11 protein-coding genes are annotated in these 12,867 nt (G+C 48.9%); 7 read left to right on the top strand and 4 right to left on the bottom strand.

Going from position 1 to position 12,867, the window contains the following annotated elements; translation table 11 throughout:
* Nucleotides 1–160: 160 nt before the first annotated feature.
* Nucleotides 161–3,025 (bottom strand): aminomethyl-transferring glycine dehydrogenase, encoded by a 2,865-nt coding sequence (gcvP, locus tag XMM312_RS10675; RefSeq protein WP_173489233.1) that lies wholly within the window; start codon nucleotides 3,023–3,025, stop codon nucleotides 161–163.
* 170 nt (nucleotides 3,026–3,195) lie between these two features.
* Nucleotides 3,196–4,863, bottom strand: a complete 1,668-nt coding sequence (gene leuA, locus XMM312_RS10670) for a 2-isopropylmalate synthase (protein ID WP_173489232.1) — start codon at nucleotides 4,861–4,863, stop codon at nucleotides 3,196–3,198.
* A gap of 166 nt (nucleotides 4,864–5,029) precedes the next feature.
* Between leuA and XMM312_RS10665 the strand changes: the two genes are divergently transcribed.
* The 5 genes from XMM312_RS10665 (at nucleotide 5,030) to kdsA (ending at nucleotide 9,553) form a co-directional block, all read left to right on the top strand.
* Entirely contained in the window at nucleotides 5,030–5,488 is a 459-nt protein-coding gene (locus XMM312_RS10665; RefSeq protein WP_173489231.1) for an Lrp/AsnC family transcriptional regulator, read from the top strand.
* 47 nt (nucleotides 5,489–5,535) lie between these two features.
* Entirely contained in the window at nucleotides 5,536–6,498 is a 963-nt protein-coding gene (locus XMM312_RS10660; protein ID WP_173489230.1) for an MBL fold metallo-hydrolase, read from the top strand.
* Entirely contained in the window at nucleotides 6,495–8,228 is a 1,734-nt protein-coding gene (locus tag XMM312_RS10655) for a DEAD/DEAH box helicase (RefSeq protein ID WP_173489229.1), read from the top strand. The genes XMM312_RS10660 and XMM312_RS10655 overlap by 4 nt, the downstream gene beginning before the upstream one ends.
* A 75-nt stretch (nucleotides 8,229–8,303) precedes the next feature.
* Complete coding sequence (locus XMM312_RS10650) at nucleotides 8,304–8,510, top strand: DUF2788 domain-containing protein (protein WP_173481007.1); 207 nt, start codon at nucleotides 8,304–8,306, stop codon at nucleotides 8,508–8,510.
* Nucleotides 8,511–8,701: 191 nt separating this feature from the next.
* The gene (gene kdsA, locus XMM312_RS10645; protein ID WP_173483998.1) at nucleotides 8,702–9,553 is read left to right on the top strand and encodes a 3-deoxy-8-phosphooctulonate synthase; all 852 of its coding nucleotides are present in this window, start codon (nucleotides 8,702–8,704) and stop codon (nucleotides 9,551–9,553) included.
* A 208-nt stretch (nucleotides 9,554–9,761) separates the two neighbouring features.
* On the opposite strand, the gene XMM312_RS10640 is transcribed toward kdsA, so the two are convergent.
* Both XMM312_RS10640 and XMM312_RS10635 read right to left on the bottom strand, forming a co-directional pair.
* Nucleotides 9,762–10,229 carry a tetratricopeptide repeat protein gene (locus tag XMM312_RS10640; protein WP_173489228.1) on the bottom strand — a complete coding sequence of 156 codons (468 nt, stop codon included), beginning with the start codon at nucleotides 10,227–10,229 and terminating at the stop codon, nucleotides 9,762–9,764.
* 87 nt (nucleotides 10,230–10,316) lie between these two features.
* On the bottom strand, nucleotides 10,317–11,603 hold the full coding sequence (locus XMM312_RS10635) for a tryptophan--tRNA ligase (protein WP_173489227.1): 1,287 nt from the start codon (nucleotides 11,601–11,603) through the stop codon (nucleotides 10,317–10,319).
* 136 nt (nucleotides 11,604–11,739) lie between these two features.
* On the opposite strand from XMM312_RS10635, the gene XMM312_RS10630 reads away from it, so the two are divergent.
* Together XMM312_RS10630 and yaaA are read left to right on the top strand one after the other, a co-directional pair.
* Complete coding sequence (locus tag XMM312_RS10630) at nucleotides 11,740–12,009, top strand: hypothetical protein (RefSeq protein ID WP_173481012.1); 270 nt, start codon at nucleotides 11,740–11,742, stop codon at nucleotides 12,007–12,009.
* Between the two features lie 48 nt (nucleotides 12,010–12,057).
* Nucleotides 12,058–12,834, top strand: coding sequence for a peroxide stress protein YaaA (yaaA, locus tag XMM312_RS10625; RefSeq protein WP_173489226.1), 777 nt, complete (start codon nucleotides 12,058–12,060; stop codon nucleotides 12,832–12,834).
* Nucleotides 12,835–12,867: the final 33 nt, after the last annotated feature.

Genomic DNA, 12,867 nt, shown 5'->3' with positions numbered 1-12,867 from the left:
AAGTATGCAGAATCCATTGGGGCTAGAAGAAAGAGATCTTCATCAAAAGCCGGATATATGACTGCAGCTCACCTTAACCATTGGTACTTTTATCTTGCATAACGCGGGACGGACCATATATGACCTTTGGTCTGACCCCTTTTTGTTAATACAAAATAACCTACTCTGCGTAGTCACTCACCGGTGGACAGGTGCAGACGAAGTTTCGATCGCCGTAGACGTTGTCGATACGGTTAACCGTTGGCCAGAACTTCGCTTGGCGAACCGCACTGACTGGGAACACAGCCTGCTCTTTTGAGTAGCTGCGGGTCCACTCTGCATCCACCAGATCTTCCAGGGTGTGCGGTGCATGTCTAAGAACAGAATCTTCCGCAGCGACTTCACCTCGCTCAACCGCCGCAATCTCTTCACGAATCTTAATCATCGCTTCAATGAAACGATCAAGTTCCTGAATAGATTCTGATTCAGTTGGTTCCACCATTAGCGTGCCCGGCACAGGGAAGGACATGGTCGGCGCGTGGAAGCCATAGTCCATCAAACGCTTAGCAATGTCCTCTTCAGTAATGTCAGAGACCTCTTTCAGAGGGCGGATATCGATAATACATTCGTGTGCGACAAAACCATTCGTGCCGCGGTAGAGAATCGAATAGTGATTCTCAAGACGTTTAGCAATGTAGTTAGCATTTAGAATCGCCAGTTCGGTCGATTCGCGCAAACCGCGATCACCGAGCATACGGATGTACATCCAGGTAATCGGCAGAATAGACGCCGAACCGTAAGGTGCTGCTGCTACGGCTCCATTGCTGCCATTACCTGGCACGGGCGATACACTGTGGCTAGCAAGGAATGGCGCTAAGTGTGCTTTCACACCAATAGGCCCCATACCTGGACCACCACCACCGTGAGGGATAGCAAAGGTTTTGTGCAGGTTAAGGTGTGATACGTCAGCACCAATCGTACCTGGCTTACACAGGCCTACCTGCGCATTCAAGTTAGCACCGTCCATGTAGACCTGACCACCATGCTGATGAATCAGTTCACAGATTTCACCCACAGCCTCTTCAAAGACCCCGTGCGTTGATGGGTAGGTAATCATCAGTGTCGACAGGTTGTCGCTGTGCTGCTCAGCTTTCGCTTTCAAGTCAGCCACATCCACGTTACCCACTTCATCACAGGCAACCACGACCACTTTCATATCCATCATTGCGGCTGAAGCAGGGTTGGTACCGTGCGCCGACGACGGAATCAAACAGACATTACGGTGACCTTCACCGATAGACTCTTGGTACTTACGAATCGCTAACAGACCAGCATACTCACCCGATGCACCTGAGTTTGGCTGCATAGAGATCGCATCGTAGCCGGTAATATCAATCAACCAACGATCCAACTGTTCTAGCATTTCAGCGTAGCCCTGCGCCTGCTCTGCAGGAACGAACGGATGAACATTACCAATCTCTGGCCAAGTGACCGGTGCCATCTCTGAAGTCGCATTCAACTTCATTGTACAGGAGCCAAGCGGGATCATACCGTGAACCAGAGAGTAATCTTTATTCTCTAGACGCTTCATGTAGCGAAGAATATCGTGCTCAGCGTGGTAGCGATTAAAGACAGGGTGAGACAACACTTCATCTTCACGAATCATATCCGTTGGGATCGATAGAGCCGCATCGACATCACCTAGGTCCTCAACTGAAACAACCTTACCGGTAATGATACTTACAAGTTGAGCGACATCTTCAACGCTGTGCGTCTCATCAAAGCTGACACCGAAACGAGTCTCAGTGATCTTACGAAGATTGATATTGGCATCTAAAGCGCGCTGATAGACCGTTGCATCGGCATCAAAGCTCAAGGTATCAAAGAAGTGGGTATTGGTCGTTAAGCCAGCACGGTTAAGCTGATTCGCTGCAAGCTGAGCGAGGCGGTGAACACGAGTAGCAATCTTTTTCAGACCCGCTGGGCCATGGTAGATCGCATAAAACGCAGCCATATTGGCCAACAGAGCCTGAGCTGTACAGATGTTAGAGGTCGCCTTCTCGCGACGAATGTGCTGTTCACGTGTCTGCATCGCCATGCGGTAGGCTTGGTTACCTCGGGAATCGATCGATACCCCAATGATGCGCCCAGGAACAGAGCGCTTAAGCTTTTCGCTGGTCGCGAAAAATGCAGCGTGTGGACCTCCAAAGCCCATCGGTACACCAAAACGTTGCGCTGAACCGAGTGCAACATCTGCACCAAGAGAGCCCGGTGATTTAAGCAGCATTAATGCTAAAAGATCGGTTGCCACCGCAACCAGTGCACCCTGAGCCTTAGCATCTTCAACGACGCTGGCAAGATCGATGATCTCCCCTTCACTGCCTGGGTATTGAACCAGACAGCCGAAACAGTCGTGTGAAGAGAGGTTTGTGGCATCATCAACAACAACCTCAATACCAAAGTACTCGGCACGTGTTTGAATCACATCCAAGGTCTGTGGGTGTACCTGAGAATCGACAAAGAAGGTGTCTGATTTCTTACGATTAGAACGCTTAAGCAGAGTCATTGCCTCGGCTGCAGCGGTCGCTTCATCAAGCAACGACGCGTTTGCCAAGTCCATGCCGGTCAGATCCATCACCATCTGCTGGAAGTTGAGCAGCGACTCTAGACGGCCTTGTGAGATCTCAGGCTGGTAAGGGGTGTAGGCGGTGTACCAAGCGGGATTCTCTAGCACGTTACGCTGAATCACACCCGGTACCAAAGTGCCGTAGTAACCCATACCGATATAGTTTGTGTTCAGTTGGTTCTTAGCCGCAATCTGCTTAAGTTCTGACAGGGCTTCAACCTCTGTCACCGGATTACCAATCGAGAGCGCATCACTCAGCAAGATCGATTCAGGAACGGTTTTCTTAATCAAATCAGCACGATCAGAGACACCCAGGGTGCTGCACATCTGTGATTGCTCAGCATCATTTGAGCCGAGGTGGCGCTGAATGAATTGATCAGAATCGCGAAGTTCTTGAAGCGTACTTTGAGAGTGAGGCATGAAGGGTTCCAACTGACTATTAGAAAGTTTCAATTAAGGCCAATATTCTACTCCTTCAGCCTTATTCATGACACTTTTTGATAGATTGATTGAAAATAAAAAGGCCAGTACACATTTCACAATGCGAACCGGCCTTATTAATTAACGGATTAAATCAGTTGTTAGCGTAACTAAGCCGCTAGTTGGACAGCGACCTCTGATCGGTTGATGGCCGAGATCAGTGCCTTTAGAGAAGCCCCTAGGCTATCAGTATCAAAGGCCATACCGACGACACGTTGCCCATCAACATTGATCAAGAAGTAAGCCGCTGCCAAGGCATCGGTGCCACTGCCAACCGCATGTTCGAAGTAGTCAATAACGTTGACTGCCTGCCCGGTCAATGCGGCCCAACCATCCAGGAACGCGGAGATTACACCTTCCCCCTGACCAATCAATTCACGATCTTGGCCGTTAATCGACACTGTCGCTTTGAACTGTTCGTTGTGCTGACGATCAATTGAGAAGCCTTGCAACGCAACTGGCTCAGCCGATTTAATAAAGTTCGCTTTAAGAATTTCAAAAATCGCATCACTGCCCATTTCAGAGGCACTCTCTTCTGAGGCTTTTTGAACCAGCGGAGCTAATTCAGTCTGCATCCAGCGCGGCAGAGTAATGCCATAATCACGTTCAAGTACAAAGGACATACCGCCCTTGCCTGATTGACTGTTTACGCGAATAACCGCTTGGTAATCACGCCCAATATCCTTAGGATCGATTGGCAAATAGGCCACCTGCCAGTGCTCATCCTCGCCCTGTCGGTGCAAACACTTCTGTATAGCATCCTGATGGCTACCCGAAAACGCGGTGTAGACCAACTCTCCAATCCAAGGGTGACGTGGACTAACCGGCAAGCGCGTACACTCAGTAAAGGTGGTAATAATCTCATCTGGATTAGACAGATCCATTTTAGGATCAACACCTTGGCTGTATAAGTTCATCGCCATTGTTACCAAATCCATGTTACCGGTACGCTCGCCATTGCCTAGCAAGGTCCCCTCAACACGATCAGCACCGGCCAATACTGCCAGCTCAGCAGCCGCCACAGCACAACCTCGGTCATTATGTGTGTGAACAGAGATGATCGCGCCCGCACGATTCTTCATATGGGTACAGAAGTACTCAATCTGATCGGCAAAAATGTTGGGCGTCGACTCCTCTACCGTTGACGGTAGATTAATGATGCAGCGGTTCTCAGCTGTTGGCTGCCAAACATCCATTACCGCATCACACACCTCGATCGCATAGTCGATCTCAGTTCCGGTAAAACTCTCTGGAGAGTATTGGAAGGTCCAATCAACCTCAGGGTAATCTTTGGCGCCGTCCATGACCCACTGCGCACCCTGAGTCGCAATGGCTTTGATTCCCTCGCGATCCTGATTGAATACGCGCTCACGCTGAATCGTACTGGTTGAGTTGTAGACGTGAACCACCGCACTTTTAACGCCACGAAGCGCCTCATAAGTACGATCGATCAGCTCTTTACGGGCCTGTACTAGTACCTGAATCGTCACGTCATCAGGGATCTCACCGTTGTCGATCAACCAGCGAACAAAATCGTAGTCCGGCTGACTCGCTGACGGGAAGCCCACTTCAATCTCTTTTAGCCCAATCTTCACCAACAGACGCCATAGACGCTGCTTCTGTTCAACAGTCATCGGTTCAAGTAGCGCCTGATTACCGTCACGCAGATCCACCGACGCCCAAATCGGCGCGTGGGTGATTGTGTTGTTAGGCCAAGTACGATTCTCAATTTGAATCTGTGGAGCTGGCTGATAGCGGCGGTAATCAAAGTTAGACATACAATCCTCAACAGTGGCTTCGAGTTAATTCATTGCTGCACAGTGTACTGGGGTTATTGAGGTGAATGATTGCGAATCACCCATCAAATAGGTGAAATTATTATCATTAATTGCTATAAATTGATTGATAGAGCAATTTAATTTCAATTTTTACGGATATAAAGAAATGGATCGTTACGACAAGGCTATTCTTCAGCAGCTTCAGCTAGATGGACGCATCTCGAACCAGGAGTTAGCGGATAAGGTTGGCCTCTCACCCTCCCCCTGCTTACGCCGTGTCAGAGCCCTTGAAGAGAGCGGTATCATTAGTGGCTATCGCGCCAGCTTGGATGCCAAGAGATTGGGGTTAACGCTAACCGCCATCATTATGATCTCGATGGATCGTCATACCCCGGAACGATTCGCCAACTTCGATAAGGTCATTAATGAGCTACCGGAAGTATTGGAGTGTCTGCTGATTACCGGTCAGGATGCCGATTACCAGCTCAAAGTGGTGGTGCATGACATGGAAGATTTTCAACGCTTACTGCTCGAGAAGATCACCCGCATAGAGGGCGTGACCGGCGTGCATTCGAGTTTTGTGATGCGCAATGTGAAGAGTGAATCAGCACTACCCGTTCGATAAAAGCGTGTTATATTTCTGGTCTATAAAAACAGAACAAGGTGTGTGCTATGCAGTTAAAAGCCCTCTCTTTAAGTGTGTCACTTCTCACAAGCCTAGTGTCGACGTCAGCCTTTGCTGTGACGCCCGATGATAAGTACAAAGAGTCCCTACTCTACGATAAACCCGTCAAAGTCGCCGAAGATGTCTACTCAGCCATCGGGCAGTTGAAGTTCTATACCTATGAGAATGCGGGTCATAACAATAATCTTAGTTTCGTGATCGGCGATGAGTCAGTCCTGGTGGTGAATGGTTCAAGTACTTACCTATTAGCCAAAGCCCTGCATGATGAGATCAAAAAACTGACCGACAAACCGGTTAAATACGTCGTTGATGAAAATGGCCAATCCCATGCCGCTCTAGGAAATAACTACTGGAAAGAGCAAGGGGCAACCATTATTGCCCATGTCGATGCGGAAGAGGAGATTCATGAACAGGGATTTCGCGGTCTAGAGATGCTGAAAGAGACGCTTAAAGAGCGCATTGAAGGTACCGAACTGACCGAAATCGATCAAACCTTTGAAGAGAGCATGACGCTGGATCTTGGCGGCATCACGGCTGAACTTATTCACCTTGGTCCTGCCCACTCCAAAGGAGACATCAGTGTTGTGATTCCTGAACGCAACGTCATCATTGCAGGCGATATCGCGTTTCACCAACGCATGCTGCCCGTCTTTCCGGAGACCAATACGGCTGAATGGATAGAGACCTGGGTGAATGAGTTCACCCCCCTTGCAAAGGATATGATCATTGTTCCGGGTCACGGAGAGCCCACTAACTTTGCCGAGGTCGACAAATATACTCGCGGTTACCTTGAGTACGTTCGGGGTAAAATCGGCGAGCTGATTGATGAGGGCGGCACACTCGATGACGCCTACAAAATTGACCAAACACCCTACCTTCATCTAGAGACAGCCGATGAGCTAGCGGGCAAAAACGCGGGGCGCATCTTTGAAGCGATGGAGTGGGAGTGACACAGCGCTTTACTCTTCGCCCCTATCAACAACAGGCGGTCGATGCGACGCTGACGCACTTCCGCCAAACCTCCGAGAGCGCCGTACTGGTACTCCCTACCGGAGCCGGTAAAAGCCTAATCATTGCCGAGCTAGCCCGCCTAGCAAAGCGTAAAATATTGGTGGTCACCCACGTTCAAGAACTGGTCGAACAGAATGCTTCCAAATATGCGGCATTAGGGCTGACACCGGGTATCTACTCGGCGGGATTAAAGCAGCGTGACACTGAACATCAAGTGGTGTTTGCTTCGATCCAATCGATCGCCAGAAATCTCGATCAGTTTGATCATCAGTACTCATTGATCATTATTGATGAGTGCCACCGCGTCTCTGATAACGACGAATCGCTCTATCAACAACTGATCAGCCACATCAAGAAGAGTAATCCATCGCTAAAGGTATTAGGACTCACTGCCACACCCTATCGTTTAGGCCATGGCTGGATCTACCATCGGGATTACCGTGGTTTTTTCCGCCAATCAGAGAGCACCATTTTCCAACACTGCATCTATGATCTGCCGATGCGCAACCTGATCAAACAAGGGTTCTTAACGGAGCCTAAGCTGATCAATGCAGCGACCGCACACTACGATTTTTCAGCACTGACACCCTCACCTAACGGACTGTTTGCAGAGCGTGAGGTCAATGAACTACTGGCTAAATACCCCAGAGTCACAGAAGCCATTTGTGAGCAGGTCGTGGAACTTGCCAAGGATCGGCAAGGCGTCATGCTGTTTGCGGCCAGTGTTAAGCACGCAAAAGAGATACTGGACTACCTGCCTGAAGGGGATGCGGAGCTGGTGATTGCCGATACCGATGCAAAGCAACGTACAGAGATCATCAACCGCTTTAAACAGCGGCTGTTTAAATACCTAGTTAACGTTGCGGTACTGACCACCGGTTTTGATGCACCGCATGTCGATCTAATTGCGATTCTTCGCCCCACCCAATCGGTCAGTCTGTTCCAACAGATGGTCGGTCGCGGCTTACGACTGAGTGAAGGTAAAAATGAGTGTTTAGTCATCGACTACGCAAACAACGGTATCGACCTGTTCGACCCTGAAGTCGGTCTACCCAAACCAGCACCGGATACCGAGCCGGTACAGGTGTTCTGCCCTCTCTGCGACTTTGCCAACCTCTTTTGGGGCAGAACCGATCAAGATGGAGCCGTAATTGAGCACTATGGGCGCCGCTGCCAAGGTCTCTCTGATGACGGGGAGCAGTGTCAGTTTCGCTTTAAGTTCAAAAGCTGCCCTCATTGCGGCGCTGAAAATGATATTGCGGCCCGAAACTGCCAAGGGTGCCAGGAGGCTCTGATCGACCCTGATGATCTGATCAAAAAAGCTCTGTCACTGAACAGCTGCAAAGTGATTCGCTGTGCGGGACTTAGAGTCAATCAAGAGGATAAGGCGATACGAGTGACCTACTATGATGAAGATGCAAACACCCTATCGGAGAAGTTCAATCTCACAAACCCCAAACAAAGGGCGCTGTTTAATCAACTCTTTGGATCACGGGTGAAAAGTGGTCAATCACCCACTCAGTTTAATAGCGTGGAATCAGTACTTGAGCTGAGCAGCGCTTTACCCGTACCGGACTTTGTCGTCTCCAGAAAATCGGGTAAGTATTGGCAAGTGACCGAGCGCATTTTTGATTACCAGGGGCGCTATCGTAAAGCGAACCAGCTGTAAAAAACCCTACCTTTTACAGGGTGTTAATTCTTCTCTATTTGCTATGATGCGCGCTCAAATTGAGAGGAGAGAACTATGCGTTTAGCCGAAATGGAAGCGATCATGTTTAACGTCGGTGTCACCGTCTTCGCTCTCTTCATCTTCTTTATCATCTACGATCTTGCTAAAAAATCGAACGCCGGCAAATTCGGTACCTTTATTCTCTTCTTTGCACTCGGCCTAGGCCTTGCTGCCTTTCTAGCAAAATCAATTATCGTTGAGTTTATCGGCGGCTCGATTTAAAGCAATTACCGGATTCACCAGTGACTGGCTTTAGCCTGTCATCTGCTTTATCAGCGTTTTCCAGAAGATTGAATGTAATTCGAAAGCGGATGACAGGCTGAAAGCCAGTCACCGTTGCTAAAGTAGTTACCTTCTACAATATACCGGCTAGTTACTTTATAATCGCGGAATCATTTTTATAAGGAACAACAATGGAACAGCGCAGTATCAAAGTCGGTCAAATCGATGTGAATAACGATAAGCCGATGGTGCTTTTTGGTGGTATGAACGTATTGGAATCGCGTGATTTAGCAATGACCATTGCTGAGCAGTACGTTGAAGTGACGAACAAGCTGAACATTCCTTATGTTTTCAAAGCGAGCTTTGATAAGGCAAACCGTTCCTCTATCAACTCTTTCCGTGGCCCTGGCTTGGATGAGGGTTTGAAGATCCTTCAAGAGGTTAAATCGACCTTTAAGGTACCTGTTATTACCGACGTGCACGAACCCTTCCAGTGTCAGCCTGCCGCTGAAGTTTGTGATGTGATTCAGCTACCTGCATTCCTCTCTCGCCAGACTGATCTTGTGGTCGCTATGGCGAAAACCGGTGCGGTGATTAACATCAAGAAAGCACAGTTTTTAGCTCCTCATGAGATGAAGCACATCTTAACCAAGTGTGAAGAGGCCGGTAACGACCAACTGATTCTGTGTGAGCGCGGCAGCGCCTTTGGTTACAACAACCTAGTGGTCGATATGCTTGGCTTTAGCATCATGAAAGAGTTTGGTTACCCAGTTATCTTCGATGCTACCCATGCACTGCAGATGCCAGGTGGTCGTTCGGATTCAGCCGATGGACGTCGTGCACTGGTAGCACAGCTGTCACGCGCGGGTCTTTCACAGGGTATTGCCGGCCTATTCTTGGAAGCACACCCTAATCCAAATGTTGCGAAGTGCGACGGCCCATGCGCCCTGCCGCTATCCAAGCTAGAGCCTTACCTAGCACAGATGAAAGCGGTGGATGAGTTGGTTAAGTCCTTCCCCGCGTTGGATACGTCGGCGGAGTAACGCGATCCTGTAGGAACGAATTGCCGAAGGCAAACCGTGAACAATTAATTTGGCGGGTTCGTCCATTCGCGGTTTTTCACTTCGTTCAAATTCGCTCCTACAGAGTGCCGGTGACTGGCTTTCAGCCTGTCATCCGCTTTATCAGCATCTTCCAGAATCTACAATGTAATTCGAAAGCAGCTGACAGGCTGAAAGCCAGTCACTGCTGTCAAACCCCGGCATTTTGCCCAAGCTTCGCTTCCCACTGCTGAGCTCTCTCTAAATCAATCTCCCTACCCAGCTCGCCCTTGGTGTAGATATCCACCATTCGCTGAATGGCAACTGGGTGGCCCTGTTCCGCCGCAGCTTTGTAGTGTTCATAGGCTTTATCAGCCAATTTGAAAATCACTGGCGGATACCCAGACTCATAGAGCTTAGCCATTTGGTATTGTGACTTTCCATCACCGCGCTCAGCAGCAGCCTGAATATACAAAGCCCCCTGCTCTTTGCTGGCAGCATCGGCACCGCGAAAGTGCAGAAGAAACCCATAAGTAGAGAGCGCTTTGACGCTACCGCGTTGGGCCCCTACCCTGAAGAGCTTCATCGTCTTATCGTGAATCCATTTAGAGCGACGTGCGAATGGGCTTCTAAATATGGCGTAGGCAGACCAAGCTGCTAAATTACCCAGCAGTGACATCTTCACTCCTATTTTTTCGGTAATAAAAAAGGGATCAATAGTAGATCCCTTTATTAGATTCAGCTCATTGCGAGATATCAAGCTTTTTCATTGTGCCAGCAGATCAGCCCACTCAGCTTTGAGTGCTTCGAGCTCGTTTTCCGCTTTCTGCTTCGCTTTTTTCTTAAGGCTTGCAACCTCATCTGTTTTCGCTGCAACAATCGCTTTAGCTTCTGCTGCAGGATCCTCGGCATTGGCTACCTGATCCAATAGAGGCTGGGCACCACGGAGAATGGCACGACGGCGCCCCTCTTCAATGCGCGCTAACTCTTCTGCTGTAAGCTCTTTCTGCTTGGCTTTCTGCTTTTCAGCCTTAGGTGCTACATAGGTCAACGGACGAATACCGGCCGCGATACGAACCTTTTCAAGCAGTGGAGCCGCTTCTGCACGTGCCTTTTCAGCCCCTTTGTGAAGCTCAGCTTCAACGGCATCAAGATTGTTCATCAGTTCATTGTAACGTGCACGTGGCGCTGACAATTTGGCATCCAGAAACTCAAACAGCTCTCGCTTTGCTTCACCCCAAGCGATGCCATTTTCAAACGCTGATCGCATTGTTGCACTTTCGTCCTTATTGGCGAACAGATTGTAGAGTTGGAAGATGGTGCTGTTATCGGCATCCTTTGGCTCACCGGGCTCACGCAGGTCGGTTTTAATCTGATTGATGAGCTTGCGTAGCTGATCAGTTGGCGCAAACAGAGGAATCGTATTGTCGTAACTCTTCGACATCTTACGACCATCCAAACCGGGGATCAGTTGAGTCTCCTCATCCACCTGAGCTTCTGGAAGTGCGAACAACTCTTCATAGGTATGGTTGAACTTACCAGCGATATCACGCGCCATTTCGATGTGTTGAATCTGATCTTTACCCACCGGAATCTTATGCGCGTTGAACATCAGAATGTCTGCCGCCATTAGAATGGGGTAGCTAAACAGGCCCATGGTGATGCCATCGTCCAGATCCTCTGACCCAGCATCACGGTTAGCATCGACTGAGGCTTTGTAAGCGTGAGCACGGTTCATCAAACCCTTAGAGCACATACAGGTAAGAATCCAAGTGAGTTCTGGAATTTCTGGTATATCGGTCTGACGATAGAAGGTCGCTTTGTCGGTATCCAACCCAAGTGCCAACCAAGTCGCCGCAATTTCGCGTGTTGATTGCGCCACGCGTTCCGGATCGTGACATTTGATCAGTGCATGGTAATCCGCCAAAAAGAAGAACGAATTGGTGTTTGGATTAAGGGTCGCTTCAATCGCAGGTTTAATCGCACCAAGGTAGTTACCAATGTGCGGAGTACCGGTGGTTGTGATACCTGTTAAAACGCGTGTATTGCTCATGGAACACTCAAGAGTCTGTGTGAAAATTAAGGTGCAGATTCTACACAGTTGTGGCTGTAACGCCCACCCCAATCCATTTGCACTTACCGGTTAATGAAGGTTTAATTTAGGAACTGTTAATTTAAGGAATCTTTTGATGGATAGCCAACTTCCGTCCTACATCACTCTGCTAGGCTTTGTAGTGCCTGCTCTAGTCTTTATCATTCGTTTAGACCGATACCAAGCAGCGACTATCGTACACGCACTGTTGATGGCTCTGCTCTGTCTATTTGTTGGCTTCCTGTTCTCTGGGGCCGCCATCAAGTTATTGAGCCTTAGCAACCCCCTACTCACCTCAGGGATGGTGGTTCTTGGATCTACAATTGCCACCCTTGCGAGATTGATCTGGATAAAACGCTTCGCGTAACAGCTATCAAACCCTCTATTTCAAGTACATTATCTGAAGACTGTATCCATGCTACTACTGATATCACCTGCTAAGACTCTCGATTATGAAACACCGGCCAGCACCCAACTGAAAAGTGAGCCGGAGTTTACCGACCGAGCTGAAACGCTGATCAACAACTTGCGTGAATATGCGCCGCAAGATATCGCTGAACTGATGAAGCTCAGCGACAAACTGGCCTCTTTGAACGTAGCGCGTTACCAAAGCTGGGTGAAAGAGCATAATGAGACGAATGCTAAACAGGCGATGTTAGCCTTTAAAGGCGATGTCTATACCGGCTTGGATGCTGATTCGTTCGACGAAGCGGACTACCAATTTGCACAGAACCACCTAAGAATTCTGTCCGGCCTCTATGGTCTCCTAAAACCGATGGATCTGATGCAGCCCTACCGCTTAGAGATGGGCACAAAACTTCAAAACGATGCCGGCAAAAACCTCTACAGCTACTGGGGTTCAACAATTACCGATCGCCTCAATGACGAGTTAGCCAGTGATAAAACACCGGTCGTTGTGAATCTTGCGTCGAACGAGTACTTCAAGTCGGTGCAAGCTAAAGCACTTAATGCTCGCCTTATCAGCCCTGAGTTTAAAGACCTAAAAAACGGTCAATACAAGATCATCAGTTTTTACGCGAAAAAGGCTCGAGGTCTGATGACCCGCTACGCCATCAAGAACCGCATTGAGAATCCAGAGGATCTGAAACAGTTTGATCTAGAGGGTTATGCATTTAATGCGTCGATGAGTGAAGGAGATAAGTGGGTGTTTACGCGGGATCATGCGGAGTAACGGAACAACTTGGTGACTGGCTTTAGCCTGTCA

It is taken from the genome of Marinobacterium sp. xm-m-312, from assembly GCF_013283295.1.
Taxonomy (GTDB): domain Bacteria; phylum Pseudomonadota; class Gammaproteobacteria; order Pseudomonadales; family Balneatricaceae; genus Marinobacterium_E.
The sequence above is the reverse complement of the archived record's forward strand: the minus strand, read 5'-3'. Positions and strand labels throughout refer to the sequence as shown.